The sequence below is a fragment of the Vibrio sp. L85 genome (genome assembly GCF_963871815.1).
Classification (GTDB): Bacteria; Pseudomonadota; Gammaproteobacteria; order Enterobacterales; family Vibrionaceae; genus Vibrio; species Vibrio harveyi.
Map to the genome: position 1 here is coordinate 203,800 of NZ_CAWMYL010000108.1, position 15,580 is coordinate 219,379.

The window sequence follows — 15,580 nt, forward strand, 5'->3', positions numbered from 1 at the left end:
TCAAACAAGCTTTATTCGATTCAATATTGCGCGGTATTCTCGCTTATTATTGCTTTAGGGGCAACTTTCCTCGTGAGTTTGTCCTCGCGAGTTTATAGATAACTACGTTGCTGAGCTTCGTCCTGCCAGTCCAGCAATTCGACTTCAGCAGCAATGGTAGAAGCCACTACAATTTGGTCCCGCCCATTTTGCTTTGCATCGTACAAAGCAATGTCAGCACGCTTTAGCCAAAGATCTGGTGTGTCATCATCGAGCAAGCACTCAGAAATGCCCACACTCAAAGACACTTTTGCATGGCGAGGATAATGTTTGGCGCGCACCTTATCGCTGATGCTACTCATCATAAATTGCGCGGTTTGATCGGAAAGTCCTTCAAACAAGATCAAGAACTCATCTCCCCCCAATCGAAACAGCAAATCGTACTCTCTTGAATAGTCATTGAGCGTTGTAACGATCTGACTGATCACCTCATCCCCAACATCATGACCGTACAAATCATTTACCTGTTTAAAATGGTCAATATCAATGACTGCTATTGAAGAGGTGGTACCGCTTCTTTTTTCATCTAAGGCTCGTAGAAGAAAAGCTTCTAACTGCCCTCGATTAAGAGCACCTGTCATCGAGTCTCTAGTAGAAAGAAACTTCAACCTATCCTGCAACTCAACAATTTTATGCACTGCCACATGCGCAACTATGGCGCAGCAAATTACCGCAACAACAAAACGTAAAGTGATGCTCCATTCAAGTTGATACCAAGCAGAGAATGTACAGCCAGCTATGATCCACCCGTTGGTAACCAACGCATCTTTACTCGGGATGATAAATACCAAAGCCACAATGACCGGAAATACCCAATACGTCGCGATGATGCCAAAGATATGCACACTTAAAACCACTGATAACCAAAGCAAAAACAGTGGAATACGATATCCAATTTTACTTTCACCAAGGATAAACAATGCAGCAAACTCAATAATGAAACTCAGTTGGAAAGCCAGTAAAACACACCCAAGGAATGTCTCCCCAATCAGGAGATTTTTAATACCAAGTGGCACAAATGTCGCCAAGGTCACCAACATTAAGACAGTTAGAACAGTTCCCCTACTCTGCTCATCAAACAACTGAGCAACAGGAGTATCGAATTTTTGCGGATACGGCATCGTAAATTCTTCCTCCCGACAAGATCTTGTTTCATATAATTTATAAACTTATAACCTACATGGTAATAAAGCGAACAAAAATAAGCTTGGCAAATCGGTCAAAAGGATGAAGTAAAATGCCAGAAAGTAAAAAGCCTCGGGAATTCCGAGGCTTATTAATGTGACGATGAACTTAAGGTGTGTGCAATTTATTTGCTATCTACAGACCTTACTCATTAAAAAACAGGTAGCTCATGATGATGGCATCTTCTTTCCCATTACCCGTTTTAGCTGGGTAATAGTTATAACGACGATCCACTTCATTAAAACCCGCTTGCTCATAAATATGGATTGCCGGGTGGTTGCTTTCACGTACCTCCAACCAAGCGCTTTCTGCTTTGGCTTGCTCGCAGTATTCGATAAACGCATCCAGTAATTTTTGCCCAAGCCCTTTGCCTTGATGAGATGGCGCTACGGCAATATTCAATAACGTCACTTCCCCAACAATATTCTGCCCATAGAAGTAACCCACCACCTGAGTACCTTCCAGCATCACATGATGACAAGCACCGCGACTGGATAAATCACGAACCAAAGATTCTGCCCAAGGGTGAGAATGCGCTTGCTGTTCGATTTGCCAAACTTGGTCAAGGTGCTCCGCACCCATCGGCGTAATTTCAATTGTCACGCGTTAGCTCCGTTAAGAGTACGAACAGATTTGTTGCCACAATGCACGGCGTTGTTCGTTGTTGCCATCAATATCTTGTAATAGCGGTGAAGTCAGTTGCTTGGCATTGATGCTGGCATCTGCCTCACAGCCTGCGAACCACACCCACTCTAGTTGATGCTCACCCAGCATGGATAAGCGTTCAGGCTCTAGGTGCAGCGCGTCGTCAAGCGTGAGCTTAATGCTTTTTAAAACACGCTCAAACATCAAAGCTGTCTCGTTTTCTGGACACGTTGGCGATACCAATAGGAGTTTACAAGAACTTTGCAAATCCAATAATGGCGATTGATAGCCTTCCAGCCTTTCTGGGTGACTCAGCTCCCAAGTGCTGATCCCCATTTCATGTAAATATTGTTTCTCGTTAATTGACATCTTTTGTCACCTATTTGAACGAGGCAATCCTATCAAAATTTCGCATTTAAAGTCAGAGGTGTTATGAAGCTTTTCCAATCAATCGCTATTACGTTACTTATCGCCACCACCAGCTTTACCGCATTCGCTAAGGATAGCAACGATGGTTGGGAGCTGATCGCAGAGAAAACCGTGAACTTCCAAACAGAAACCGACACAGTAGAGCCAAACGGTCTGTTTCAAAACCGTAAATTCAGCAAGATCAAAATTAAGTGCACTCAAGGCACCATGAGTATTAAGAACATGAAAGTGACCATGACCGATGGCAGCGAGAAAAAACTCAAAACCATGGTTGGTACTCTGACCAAAGGCATGTCGACGCGCGCTTGGACACTGCCGGGTTCTGAAGATGCGAAATTCAAACGTTTAGAGATGGAATACAAAAGCTGGGGTAACATGACATTGAATGCTGCTGGCATGAGTAAAAAGGCAAAAATCGAAGTTTGGGGTAAAAAACGCGTCCAAGAACAGGATTAAACCACTTTTACTCTGTACGACTCACTAAGAGTTCAAAAACAAAGCCCGCTTTTTACAGCGGGCTTTGTCATTCAATGTTGGCAATTATAGCTCAGAGAATTCTGGAGAATAATCGATGCGACCAGAACGTCCGTCACACTGACCTTCGACCAATTCTGCTACACGGAACGCACCTTGCGGTACTTCCCACGCACAGTCGAAGCCCATCTCTTCGCTGGCTGTAAAGCCTTGGCGCGCATAGTAACCCGGCTCGCCCAATACCACACACACTGGGTAACCAAAATCACGCAGTGAATCAAAGCCTTCTTTGATTAACTCAGCGGCAATGCCTTGGCGGCGGTAATCTTCATGTACAGCCAAAGGCGCAAGACCTTGCCATGACAAATCTTCACCATTCAACGTCACAGGGCTAAACAACGCGTGACCAACCACTTCACCTTCATCGGTACATGCCACCAAAGACAGAGTGAGCTTACCGTTTTCACGTAAACGCATCACTAGGTTGGCTTCCGCATCCGTTGGGAAAGCGTGTTTTAATAAGCGGTCAATGGTGAGAATGTCCGCAGGGGCTTCAGTTCGAATAAGCATTCGCTACTCCGGTTTCTTGTGCAGGTGCTTGAACCCCTTTCTGAACAAAGTCAGCCAATTGGTTCAGTGCTACTTGCATCGCTTTTGGTAACTGCTCTAAGTCGACACTGTCCATCAGGTTTTTCACTTCTAAGCCAAGCTCAGTGTCGCCCTCGATAGAAAGACGACGTTGGAAGAACAGCGTATCAGGGTCTTCTTTGCGACCAGCAATAAGTACTAGGTCGTTAAGGTTACCACTAAAGCTTACATCTTCCTGAACCGGTTTCTCTGCTACCACTAATTTTTCATCTTGGTAGCTGATGTACCATGCTAAGTTCAAGTCTTTAATCGCAACTTTTAACCACTTGTCTTCAAGGAACTCAAAATCGCCATCTTCTAGGGCTTCTTTGAACACCATTTTCAAACCTTCCAATAAGGCTTTTTTCTGAACAGTTTGTGGCAATAACTGGACTGGAGATCGCAAAATTGATGCTGCGTTCTTTACTAGTTGACTGCGAATCTTGTTTAACACGCTAATTATCCGTTACTTTGTCATAAGGTTGTCTATCTTACGCAATAGAGTAATACCAGTACCTGTTATGTATCAATAAATCTGTTTGTTTTAGAAATAGGCAGTTTTACTCACCCAAGCGTCGTTTTTTTGACCTTACGTGTATTATTGACGCGAAGACGTGGATAAACGCTTTAATAACGGTATGTTCAAAGTTATAGTTATCAAAATAGCGTTTTTATTACACGGACGAATAATCAGGCTCATTGGAGATCGGTAACACCTTAATGCCTTCCCAGCAATTACAACATTGGTTTGCAACGCTTACCTCAAATAGCCCATTCTTTTTTGCCATTCTTGATAAGAAACACAATTATCGAATGGTAAGTGATCGCTATTGTGACATTGCAGGCTTAGGACACGACGACATCGTTGGTCTGAACGACAGCCAAGTACTGGGAGAGCAGTTCTATAAGAAGCTCGCGCCCTACTACCAACGCGCGTTCAAAGGCGATCATGTTGAAGCGGAAATCACGCTTGACGAAACGGACCTTGAAACCAGCCTCCACTTTAGCCTTTCTCCAGTTCATGAAGAAAATGAAATCCGCTTCGTGGTCTTCCACGCCATCGATACGTCTGAGAAACAAATTCTGGTTCGTTCTTTAGAAGAGTCAGAAAGTAAGTTCGCCAAATTAACCCAATTACTGCCTGACGGTTTGTTATTGGTAGAAGATGACATCATCATCTCTGCCAACCCAGCCTCCGCACGTTTACTCGGGTTGAACTCGCCTCATGAGCTACTTGGTGAAGAGCTGACTCGCTTGTTTATCGATGAAAACAGCAAAAAAGTCTTCACCCATCGCATCAGCACATTACTTTCTGAAAAACCTTTTGTGTGTCTGACCAGCGCCCGCTGTGGCTTCGAACGGAAAGTTCAGTTGCATGCTGATACCACAGCAATTCTTGGGAGTGAATCTCAAATCATTTTGATCCAAGATGCCGATGACGCGCCCAAGCTGCTCTCTTCTAATTCCAATGAAGACGCACACATCGATTCACTGACCAAGCTGTATAACCGCTTTGGCTTTACGAAACGATTAGAGCAACTGATTAAGAGCCAGACACCGTTGCTGGTTTTCTACCTCGACATCGATAACTTTAAGAACATTAACGACTCACTTGGTCACCACATCGGTGACAAAGTGATTCAAGAAGTCTCCGCCCGCTTAAAACGATCTTTACCTAATCAAGCCATCATTGGGCACTTGGGCGGCGATGAGTTTGGTATCATTCTGCCTGAGCCAGAAAACACTCGCATGGCGGAGATTCTCTCTGAGCGCATTATTTCTCTGATTAACCAACCTTTCGATCTGCATCACTTCAGTAAACGCCTTGCATGCTCTATCGGTAGTGTGCGTTACCCCGAAGATGGGCAAGATGCACGCATTCTGCTGCAAAATGCTGACACTGCAATGTATGAAGCGAAAGATCGCGGTCGGAACCGTCTGATTAAATTCAACGATCAGATGAACAAAGAAGCGCGCATGCGTTTATGGCTAGAAATTGAACTGCAGAAAGCCTTGCAGCAAAACGGGTTGGAAGTCTGGTACCAACCGAAGGTTAACGCGCGTGACTTCAGCATTAACGGCGCCGAAGCGCTTGTACGTTGGAAGCACCCAGTCGAAGGCTACATCAGCCCGGGCGCATTTATCCCTGTCGCCGAGCGTGCAGGCTTAATTGAACACCTTGGTCGCGTGGTCATGCGCGATGTGTTTAACACAGTAAAACGTTGGAAACTGCAAGGCATTCTACCGGGACGCGTGGCGATCAACCTTTCTCCAGAGCAGTTCGGTAACCCACAACTGATCGACTATATGGAGAAGTTACTGCGCACTACTGAACTTGACCCAAGCTGCATTACCTTTGAGCTCACCGAAAGTGCGGTAATGAGCGATAGCGAACACACTTTGCAAATGCTTAATGCGATCAAGAAGCTTGGTTTTGCGCTGTCTATCGATGATTTCGGTACTGGTTACTCTTCCCTTTCCTACTTAGCACGCTTCCCTATCGATGAATTAAAAATCGACCGTGCGTTTATCAACGACATCGATACACTACCGAAACAGGTGACGGTGATTGAGAACATCATCAATCTTGGTAAATCATTAGATTTGACCGTTGTTGCCGAAGGTGTAGAAACCCACCAGCAAGCAACACTGCTATCGAACCTGCAATGTAACTCGATTCAGGGCTTCCATTTCTACCGTCCTCAACCTAAACACGAAGTGGAAGAGTTGTTTGCGCAAAACCGCCGTCATAAGAACTGATCTCAACTGCAACAAAATCTGAGTGTTACCCCTTACTCTCAAGGGGTAAATCTCAACTTTATTGAGCTAAACCTAACTTAGGTCAATTTCGCTATTCATAATTCTTCATAAAATGCGGGCACCTTTTTATTCTCTATGATTGTGAGCATATGGAACTCTTGTGTCCTGCGGGTAACCTGCCTGCGTTAAAAACTGCGATTGATTGCGGTGCAGATGCCGTATACATCGGCTTTAAAGACGATACCAACGCGCGTCACTTTGCTGGTCTGAACTTCAACGGCAAGAAGCTAGAAAAAGCGGTGCAATACGTTCATGACCGCAACAAAAAGATCCACGTTGCACTCAACACCTTTGCCCATCCAAATGGTTTCGAACGTTGGACAAACGCTGTCGACAATGCAGCAGCACTGGGTGTCGATGCACTGATCGTGGCTGACATTGCGGTACTTGAGTACGCTGCTCGCAAATACCCAGAGCTCGAGCTGCACCTTTCTGTGCAAGCTTCAGCAACCAACGTTGCAGCCGTTGATTTCTACAAACAAAACTTCAACGTAAAACGCGTAGTACTGCCTCGCGTACTGTCTATCCATCAGGTAAAACAGCTTTCTCGCAATATCACCAGTGATGTCGAGCTAGAAGTCTTTGCTTTTGGTAGCCTGTGTATCATGTCAGAAGGTCGTTGCTACCTATCGTCATACATGACAGGTGAATCACCAAACACCGTTGGTGCATGTTCTCCAGCAAAATACGTCCGCTGGCAAGAGACTGAGAATGGTCTGGAGTCTCGTCTTAACGACATTCTGATCGATCGCTACAGCGCAGGTGAAAACGCGGGCTACCCAACCTTATGTAAAGGTCGTTTTGAAGCTGAAATTGAAGGCGAGAAAAAACGTTATCACGCACTGGAAGAACCAACCAGTTTGAACACCCTGTCGATGCTGCCAGAGCTATTTGCCGCTAATGTCGCTTCAGTAAAAATTGAAGGTCGCCAACGGAGTCCTGCGTACGTAGAACAAGTAACGCGCACATGGCGTGCAGCGATTGATCGCTACCAAGCAAACCCAGAAGCTTACCAAGTAGAAGCGGCTTGGGATGCAGCGTTGGCAAACGTGTCTGAAGGCACGCAAACCACTCTTGGTGCTTACCACCGTAAATGGCAGTAGAGGTTAAGATGGATAACTCAATGAAATACGCACTTGGTCCACTGTTGTACTTCTGGCCAAAGCAAGATGTTGAAGCGTTTTATGAACAAGCAAAATCAAGCTCTGCGGACATCATCTACCTTGGTGAAACCGTATGTTCGAAACGTCGTGAAATGAAGCCTGCACATTGGTTCGATATCGCGAAAGAACTCTCTGCATCTGGCAAACAAGTCGTGCTATCAACGATGGCACTATTAGAAGCGCCAAGTGAAGTGAACATCATGAAGAAGTACATCGACAACGGTGACTTCGCGATTGAAGCCAATGACGTGTCCGCGGTTCAACTGGCTTCTGAGCATAAAGTGCCTTTCGTCGTTGGTCCTGCGGTTAATACTTACAACGCTCACACGCTTAACTTGTTTCTAAAACAAGGCATGATCCGCTGGTGCATGCCAGTAGAACTATCACGCGAATGGCTCAGCAACACTCTGGTTCAATGTGATGAACTTGGTATTCGTAATAAGTTTGAAGTAGAAGTCTTCAGCCATGGTTATCTGCCTCTGGCTTACTCGGCGCGCTGCTTTACAGCTCGTGCAGAAAACAAAGCCAAAGATGACTGCGAAACCTGCTGTATTAAGTACCCAACGGGCATTAAAGTAAGCAGCCAAGAGGGTCAGGAAGTATTTAACCTAAACGGTATCCAAACTCAGTCTGGTTACTGCTACAACCTGATCAACGATCTGCCAAGCATGGAAGGTCTAGTTGACGTGGTACGTTTGAGCCCACTTGGTCTTAGCACCTTCTCTGAACTGGATCAGTTCCGTTCCAATGAGAAAGGTACTAACCCTGGCAAGATCCAAGACCGCCAATGTAACGGTTATTGGCATCAACTTGCGGGTCTGGAAGTGAAGAACATCTAACTCTTTCTCACGGGCTTCAAAGCAATAAAAAAGCGAGGTTATAACCTCGCTTTTTTATTTTTGTTCGTCGTTAAGACGCTTGAATACTTGCCTCTACAGAGCTCTCGTTCATTAGCTTCTTAATATCGCGCCACAGCATTGTCATCACCACTAAGCTCAAAGCTATGTTAGATAATGGGAACGCAATCCAGATACCAGTAACACCAAATAGCTTTGGCATAATGAATAAGAACGGCAATTGAATCACCATATTACCAATGGTCACGAACATCGCTTTGCTGCCTTTGTTCACCGATTGGTAGTACGCTGCGGCAACCACCAAGAAGCCATCTAAGAACAGCGCAAACATATGGAGACGAATCCCCACTACCGTCGCATCAATAAGATGTTGGTCGGCGTTGTTAAACACGGACACAAACTCGTATGGGAAAATGTTCATCAGAATAACAAACACAACCCCACCTAGCACCGAAGTCCCCATTGCGACCTTCAACAGCTTACGAATATTGTCTTGATTACGCGCACCATGGTTGTAGCTCACTAGAGGTTGCATACCATTGGCAATGCCTTCCGCAATCAAATAGTAAACCGTCACTATGTAGCCCAAGATAGCGTAAGCGCCAATAAGCAATGCACTGCCGTATTGGGCAAATAGCGCATTGTGCAGTGCGACCATCATTGAGCCATAGGCATACATAAAGAAGCTCGATGTGCCGATCATGACAATCTTAGGGATGACATCAAACTGCATTTTCAGATCGCCAGTCGACAGGCGCATCTTCGCTCTTGCAGTAAAGAAGTAACCAACACCAAGAATCGTCACCACCATCTGCGCTAACGCAGTTGCGATTGCCGCTCCTTTAAGCTCCCAGCCAAGCCAAGCAATAAAGATATAATCGAGCACGATATTGATGACGGCACCAATCACCATCAAGATGGTGGCTAAATTCGGGCTATCGTCATTGCGCAATAAGAACGGCACCGCAATTGACCCAAGCGAGAACACACACGCGACGCTTAAGATGTGCAGATACTGCAAACCAAGTTCATAAACACGACCTTCCGCGCCTTGCCAGCGAATAAAATCATCGGCGAAGAAGAACAATGTTGTTGCTACAACTGGCATCAAAGCGACTAAAAGCAATAAACCAGTAGAAAGGATGCGTTTCGCGCCCTCACGGTCTTTTTCCCCCTGCTTGATAGAGGCTAGAGCGCCCGTACCCACGCCCACCATCATACCGATACCGAGTATCGAGCCAATGATCGGCCACGCAACGTTGATCCCCGCTAATCCATCAGCACCTACATAACGACCAATAAAGATACCATCAACGACTTGGTATAAACCGTTGACCAGCATGGCTGCGACGGTCGGAATTGTGTATTTCCAAAACTGTTTATAAATAGAGTTTTGCATGACTACCACCAATAGTTAGCAAGGCTAACTAAATAGATAAAAGAATAAAAAATAGGTTTAGTTTCCGAGCGCTTTATCTAATAGCGCTTTCAATTGCTGTGCTTCTTTCGCATCCAACTTACACATAAGCTGCTGTGAAATGTCTTTATATACCACCTGTTCCAATGACATTTCTTCGATCACTTCTTCTGTTAGCAGCACGCGCTTAGAACGAGCATCTTCATTACAAGCAATACGCTTCACCAAGCCCTTTCTCTCCAAACGAACCACCATGTTTGAAGCCGAAGGCTTGGTAACTTGAAGCTCTTCCGCCAAGTCAGTAATGCGTATACCTTCTGGATGAAGCTGGATCACTCGCAAGTAATCAAACTCATTAAAGCTTAGATGCGAAAGCGGATCTTCTTTGGCATACACTCGCCACGCCTTTGCACAAAAGCGTTCTAAATCGATCAGGCTTTTTTCTAATGCCATTACGTTCCGCCCATTTAGTTAGCAAGGCTAACTATTTTAGAGAAGCTCACCAAATTCTTCAAGCACAAAAAAGCCGCTCTAGTTGAGCGGCTAATGGCTATTTTTCTTCTTGCTTCTGTTGCTCAGCTTTGAGCTTAGCAAGTTGTTCTTGCTGCAACTGATCGTAGATTTGCGCCAGTTCCAAGAAGGAGTAACGGTGTTCTACGTATTCATAAACGTTGAAAGAGATTGCTAACTTGTACAGTGAAATCGCATCAGCAATATCACCTTCTAGTTGGTAACGCTTACCAAGGTAGAAGTAAGTTTCTGTTAGACGCTCAGCAAGACGGTAGTTTTCACGCGTACCATCCATGATGGCTTTTAACGCTGCGTCATCAGATACATCACGCAACATGATGGCAACTAGAACCCAGCCCCACTCTTCACTGCGATCGCGTTGGTAACGCTTTTCTAGGTTCGCTTTCGCTTGCTCTGGATTTTGTTCTGCTTCGATGATGTACAACCATAACGCGCGGAATGGGTCGCTCGGCATTTCTTGGTAATGCTTGGTCATGTCTTCTAAAGCCAGATCGATACGACCACCATAGTAAAGCGCAATCGCGCGGTTACGCTCTGCGTATGAATTCTCTGGTGCAAGCTCTAATGTCGAATCAAATGCTTCGTAAGCCGCATCAAACTCACCAACTTGAGTGAAATACACCCCTAGTAGGTTAAAGATATCTGGTTGAGCAGGGTTAAGTTGCAAAGACTGATTAAAATCCAAACGGGCAAGATCACGCAAACCAACGCTGTCGTAGTAGTTACCGCGCTCGTAATGCATCTTAGCGCGAACTTCGTCACTCAAATCTGGACGTTGTAATAACTGAGAAAGACGAGCAATCTGGACTTCTTGTTGCACGCTTGGTTGTAGCGGTACCGCCATCGGAGGATAGATCCACTTTTGTGCCGATTGTTGAGAGGTGTTAGCACAACCGGTCAGCGCGATAGCGACACATAAACTTGCGGTTTGAAACCATTTCACTAATTGGTACTCCTGTTTGGACCGCTCTGGGTCTGTTTCTCTTTATGCACTATAGGATATTTAACTTCGCTTGAGGCTAAACTTGACGAAACAGGCCAAAAAAAAGGGGAGCGAAAATGCTCCCCTTTTATAGCATGCTTTCAGGCTCTTAAGCTAATAAAAGACCAAAAGTCGAATCTTAGATTACTCGCCTTTAGCTTCAGATGCGTCAGACGCTTCTTCTGCTGGCTTCTCTACTGCTTCTTTCATGCTTAGGCGTACGCGACCTTGACGGTCGATTTCAAGAACTTTAACTTGAACTTCTTGACCTTCAGTTAGGTAGTCAGACACTTTCTCAACGCGTTTTTCAGCGATTTGAGAGATGTGTACTAGACCATCTTTACCAGGAAGAACCGTTACGAATGCACCAAAGTCAGCTAGACGTGCAACTTTACCAGTGTAGATACGGCCTACTTCAACTTCAGCAGTGATCTCTTCGATGCGGCGGATAGCTTCTTTCGCTGCAGCACCTTCAGTTGCTGCAATCTTGATCGTACCGTCGTCTTCGATTTCGATAGTAGTACCAGTCTCTTCAGTTAGAGCACGGATAACTGCACCACCTTTACCGATAACGTCTTTGATCTTCTCTGCGCTGATCTTCATTGTGTGAATGCGAGGAGCGAATTCAGAGATGTCTTCACGAGCACCAGAGATAGCTTCATCCATTACAGATAGGATGTGCTTACGTGCGCCTTGAGCTTGGTTAAGCGCAATTTGCATGATCTCTTTAGTGATACCTTCGATCTTGATGTCCATTTGAAGTGCAGTGATACCAGTGTTAGTACCCGCTACTTTAAAGTCCATGTCACCTAGGTGGTCTTCGTCACCAAGGATGTCTGAAAGAACAACGAAGTCGTCGCCTTCTTTAACAAGACCCATTGCGATACCCGCAACAGAAGACTTGATTGGCACACCTGCATCCATAAGAGCAAGAGAGGTACCACATACAGAAGCCATTGATGATGAACCGTTAGATTCAGTGATTTCCGATACAACACGTACTGTGTATGGGAACTCATCAACAGAAGGCATTACTGCTGCGATACCGCGTTTAGCCAGTTTACCGTGACCGATTTCACGACGCTTAGGAGAACCTACAAAACCAGTTTCGCCTACACAGTACGGAGGGAAGTTGTAGTGTAGTAGGAAGTGATCTTTACGCTCACCCGTTAGTTCGTCGATGATTTGAGCATCACGCTGCGTGCCTAGAGTCGCAGTTACTAGCGCCTGAGTTTCACCACGAGTAAATAGTGAAGAACCGTGTGTACGTGGAAGAACACCAGTACGTACGTCTAGCGCACGAACCATGTCTTTTTCACGACCATCAATACGTGGGTTACCAGCGATGATGCTACGACGTACAACTGTCTTCTCTAGATCGTGGAAGATAGTGTGGATTTCTTTTGTGTTTGCTTCTGGATCTTCAGCAAGAAGAACTTCGTTAACTTCACCAGCAATCTCGTGGATGCGGTCGTAACGAGCCATTTTCTCAGTGATTTGGTAAGCTTCAACCAGTTTAGCTTCAGCAAGTTCAGCAATCTTAGTTACAAGCGCTGTGTTTTCTTCTGGTGCAACCCAATCCCAAGCAGGAGTAGCGACTTCAGCTTTGAATTCGTTGATTGCTTTGATTACCGCTTGTTGTTGATCGTGACCGAATACAACAGCAGATAGCATTTCTTCTTCAGTTAGGTTGTCAGCTTCTGATTCAACCATTAGTACTGCAGATTCAGTACCCGCAACAACTAGGTCTAGCTTAGATGCTTCTAGCTCAGTGTTGCTTGGGTTAAGTACTAGCTGACCGTCGATGTGACCAACACGTGCAGCACCGATAGGACCGTTGAACGGGATACCAGAGATAGCTAGCGCAGCAGACGTACCAATCATCGTTGGGATGTCTGGTTGAACGTCTGGGTTCACAGATACTACTGTCGCGATAACTTGAACTTCGTTTTTGAATGCATCTGGGAATAGAGGACGGATTGGACGGTCGATTAGACGAGCCGTTAGCGTTTCGCCTTCAGAAGGACGACCTTCACGCTTGAAGAAACCACCAGGGATTTTACCTGCTGCGTAAGTACGCTCTTGGTAGTTAACTGTTAGAGGGAAGAAGTCTTGACCTTCAACCGCTTCTTTTTTACCAACTACAGAAACGAATACTGCTGTATCGTCCATAGTAACCATTACTGCAGCCGTAGCTTGACGTGCGATAACGCCAGTTTCTAGAGTAACTGTGTGGTTACCGTACTGGAACGTTTTAACAACTGGTTTTTCGAACATTGTTATTCCTTGTTTCCAAGCGCATCGATTGATTTGCTTAGAGAGTATTGATTGATACCCAAGGCATTACGAATCGCGACTAGTAAAAACAAACTAACTTAGTATTCAGTTCACTTTTAATAGTCGCGACCTTTTGGTCGACGAGGTTGACTGTAATGCAATGAGCTTAGTGAAAATCTCTAAACGAGATTAAGCCGCGTGTAGTATAACGGCATAAGTCTGATTTGGCTAAGCTATAGCAGTCAAAATAAGTAACAGGCAACAAAAAAGGGGCATAAAGCCCCTTTTAGACAAACTGCTATGCAGTCGCTTATTAGCGACGTAGGCCTAGACGCTTGATTAGGTCTTGGTAGCGAGCTAGATCTTTACCTTTTAGGTAATCTAGAAGCTTACGACGACGAGAAACCATACGTAGAAGACCACGACGGCTGTGGTGATCGCCTTTGTGTGCTTTGAAGTGACCTTGTAGGTGGTTGATAGAAGCTGTAAGTAGAGCTACTTGAACTTCTGGTGAACCAGTGTCGCCTTCGCCTTGTGCGTATTCTGCAACGATTGCTGCTTTAGTTTCTGCATTCAGAGACATAATTCTCTCCTAATAAGAGTAGGTTAATATTTGTGTCAGCCAATCTCTGATTCAGCCGACACGAGGAGCGCGAATTATAAGGAAGTTTCCTCACTCGCGCAATATAAAAATACCGGCAATGATGCCGGTATTTTTTAAGCTTTGCGAAGTTACTCTTCGTCGCGGAAAACCACTAAACGTTTTGGTGCTACTTTTCCATCGTCGTTGACTTCTGCTACACCGATAAACAGCTTCTCTTCACCAGAAGTCATACGAATTGGCGTACCCTCTGGCGCACCCAACACCTGCACGGGCATACCGTGTTGTACTAGGTTAGTCAGCTCTGCGTTTAGGTTTACCTCGGGTAAATCTTCAACGGCAGTATCCATTGGCAGTAGCAGGGGATCAAGCAACTCTTTTGGTGCCACTTCATCACGATGCGCTTGCTCAAGCAGCTCATTAAGTTGCTCTAGCGTCACCATTTTTTCGTACGGGTATTTAGCAACACCAGTACGACGAAGCATAGTCACGTGTGCACCACAACCAAGCATCTCACCTAGGTCATCAACAATTGTACGGATGTAAGTACCTTTTGAGCAGTGCACTTCCATCTCAACTTCATCACCTTCAAAACGGTGAAGTACGATTTCATATACCGTGATCTTGCGAGATTCACGTGGTACTTCAATGCCTTTGCGAGCGTACTCGTACAACGGCTTGCCTTGGTATTTCAATGCTGAGAACATTGAAGGTACTTGGTCTGATTCACCACGGAACGTATCAATGCACGCTTCTAGCTTCTCCAGATTCACATCAATAGGACGTGTCTCTACCACTTCGCCATCAGAGTCAGACGTATCAGTGCGCTCACCCAGTTTTGCGATTACACGGTAGCGCTTGTCTGAATCCAACAAGAACTGAGAAAACTTGGTTGCTTCGCCTAAGCAGATTGGCAACATGCCCGTCGCTAATGGGTCCAATGCCCCCGTATGACCCGCTTTCTCAGCAAAGTAGATACGCTTTACTTTTTGCAGTGCATCATTTGAAGAAATACCTGTTGGTTTATCCAACAAGATAACGCCATTAATTGGACGACCTTTACGACGACGAGCCATTACTCTTCCCCTGCCTGATCTTCTTCGCGACCAGAATCTTGTTGTTTGCGTTTATCTTCGCTCACAACTTCAGAAACTAGGTTCGACATGCGCATACCTTCTACTAGCGTGTTATCGTAGTAGAAACGGATTTCAGGCGTTAGACGTAGGCGAATACGCTTACCTAGCATCATTCGGATGTGCACTTCGTGCTCACGTAGCGCTGCTAGGCATGATTCTGGCGTCTGCTCACCCACGCATAGGAAAGTAACGAATACTTTTGCGTAAGCAAGATCTCGTGATACTTCTACATCTGAAATCGTAACCATGCCTAGGCGAGAGTCACGAACTTCGCGTTGAAGGATCATCGCTAGTTCTTTTTGCAGCTGCTGTGATACGCGCTGCGTGCGGCTAAATTCTTTTGACATATTCATTCTCTTAGATAGAAAGAATGGGGGGATGGTCAAGCCAGCCCCCC

16 protein-coding genes are annotated in these 15,580 nt (G+C 45.4%); 4 read left to right on the forward strand and 12 right to left on the reverse strand.

From position 1 onward, the window contains the following. Window positions 1-92: 92 nt before the first annotated feature. The 3 genes from AACR11_RS10880 to AACR11_RS10890 all read right to left on the reverse strand — a co-directional run bounded on the left by AACR11_RS10880 (window position 93) and on the right by AACR11_RS10890 (window position 2,238). The gene (locus tag AACR11_RS10880; RefSeq protein WP_009698716.1) at window positions 93-1,160 is read right to left on the reverse strand and encodes a GGDEF domain-containing protein; all 1,068 of its coding nucleotides are present in this window, start codon (window positions 1,158-1,160) and stop codon (window positions 93-95) included. 208 nt (window positions 1,161-1,368) lie between these two features. Then, a complete protein-coding gene (rimI, locus tag AACR11_RS10885; protein WP_017189163.1) occupies window positions 1,369-1,827 on the reverse strand; it encodes a ribosomal protein S18-alanine N-acetyltransferase in 459 nt (152 codons plus the stop codon). Between the two features lie 12 nt (window positions 1,828-1,839). Next, window positions 1,840-2,238, reverse strand: a complete 399-nt coding sequence (locus AACR11_RS10890; RefSeq protein WP_005449132.1) for a DNA polymerase III subunit psi — start codon at window positions 2,236-2,238, stop codon at window positions 1,840-1,842. Window positions 2,239-2,301: 63 nt separating this feature from the next. Between AACR11_RS10890 and AACR11_RS10895 the strand changes: the two genes are divergently transcribed. Then, window positions 2,302-2,754, forward strand: a complete 453-nt coding sequence (locus tag AACR11_RS10895) for a hypothetical protein (protein ID WP_005449133.1) — start codon at window positions 2,302-2,304, stop codon at window positions 2,752-2,754. 84 nt (window positions 2,755-2,838) lie between these two features. Here the strand turns inward: AACR11_RS10895 and AACR11_RS10900 are convergent, their stop codons facing one another. Next, the gene (locus AACR11_RS10900; RefSeq protein ID WP_009702025.1) at window positions 2,839-3,342 is read right to left on the reverse strand and encodes a GNAT family N-acetyltransferase; all 504 of its coding nucleotides are present in this window, start codon (window positions 3,340-3,342) and stop codon (window positions 2,839-2,841) included. Then, a complete protein-coding gene (gene ubiT, locus AACR11_RS10905) occupies window positions 3,326-3,853 on the reverse strand; it encodes a ubiquinone anaerobic biosynthesis accessory factor UbiT (RefSeq protein ID WP_005431915.1) in 528 nt (175 codons plus the stop codon). Before ubiT ends, AACR11_RS10900 begins: the two co-directional genes overlap by 17 nt. A 266-nt stretch (window positions 3,854-4,119) precedes the next feature. On the opposite strand from ubiT, the gene AACR11_RS10910 reads away from it, so the two are divergent. From AACR11_RS10910 to AACR11_RS10920, 3 genes are all read left to right on the forward strand, one after another. Further along, window positions 4,120-6,159 (forward strand): sensor domain-containing protein, encoded by a 2,040-nt coding sequence (locus tag AACR11_RS10910; protein ID WP_005449136.1) that lies wholly within the window; start codon window positions 4,120-4,122, stop codon window positions 6,157-6,159. A 149-nt stretch (window positions 6,160-6,308) separates the two neighbouring features. Continuing rightward, a complete protein-coding gene (ubiU, locus tag AACR11_RS10915; RefSeq protein ID WP_005431919.1) occupies window positions 6,309-7,322 on the forward strand; it encodes a ubiquinone anaerobic biosynthesis protein UbiU in 1,014 nt (337 codons plus the stop codon). Window positions 7,323-7,342: 20 nt separating this feature from the next. Then, a complete protein-coding gene (locus tag AACR11_RS10920) occupies window positions 7,343-8,221 on the forward strand; it encodes a U32 family peptidase (protein WP_005449138.1) in 879 nt (292 codons plus the stop codon). 70 nt (window positions 8,222-8,291) lie between these two features. On the opposite strand, the gene vmrA is transcribed toward AACR11_RS10920, so the two are convergent. The 7 genes from vmrA to rbfA all read right to left on the reverse strand — a co-directional run bounded on the left by vmrA (window position 8,292) and on the right by rbfA (window position 15,530). Continuing rightward, window positions 8,292-9,638, reverse strand: a complete 1,347-nt coding sequence (gene vmrA, locus AACR11_RS10925) for a sodium-coupled multidrug efflux MATE transporter VmrA (protein WP_079324723.1) — start codon at window positions 9,636-9,638, stop codon at window positions 8,292-8,294. Window positions 9,639-9,695: 57 nt separating this feature from the next. Further along, complete coding sequence (locus AACR11_RS10930; protein WP_017817698.1) at window positions 9,696-10,109, reverse strand: MarR family winged helix-turn-helix transcriptional regulator; 414 nt, start codon at window positions 10,107-10,109, stop codon at window positions 9,696-9,698. 97 nt (window positions 10,110-10,206) lie between these two features. Continuing rightward, window positions 10,207-11,130 carry a lipoprotein NlpI gene (gene nlpI, locus AACR11_RS10935; protein ID WP_005449143.1) on the reverse strand — a complete coding sequence of 308 codons (924 nt, stop codon included), beginning with the start codon at window positions 11,128-11,130 and terminating at the stop codon, window positions 10,207-10,209. A gap of 183 nt (window positions 11,131-11,313) precedes the next feature. Continuing rightward, window positions 11,314-13,446 (reverse strand): polyribonucleotide nucleotidyltransferase, encoded by a 2,133-nt coding sequence (pnp, locus tag AACR11_RS10940; RefSeq protein WP_005449145.1) that lies wholly within the window; start codon window positions 13,444-13,446, stop codon window positions 11,314-11,316. Window positions 13,447-13,759: 313 nt separating this feature from the next. Then, a complete protein-coding gene (gene rpsO / locus AACR11_RS10945) occupies window positions 13,760-14,029 on the reverse strand; it encodes a 30S ribosomal protein S15 (protein ID WP_005449146.1) in 270 nt (89 codons plus the stop codon). 149 nt (window positions 14,030-14,178) lie between these two features. Continuing rightward, on the reverse strand, window positions 14,179-15,123 hold the full coding sequence (truB, locus tag AACR11_RS10950) for a tRNA pseudouridine(55) synthase TruB (RefSeq protein ID WP_005449147.1): 945 nt from the start codon (window positions 15,121-15,123) through the stop codon (window positions 14,179-14,181). After that, window positions 15,123-15,530, reverse strand: coding sequence for a 30S ribosome-binding factor RbfA (gene rbfA, locus AACR11_RS10955; RefSeq protein WP_005449148.1), 408 nt, complete (start codon window positions 15,528-15,530; stop codon window positions 15,123-15,125). The genes truB and rbfA overlap by 1 nt, the downstream gene beginning before the upstream one ends. Window positions 15,531-15,580 lie beyond the last annotated feature (50 nt).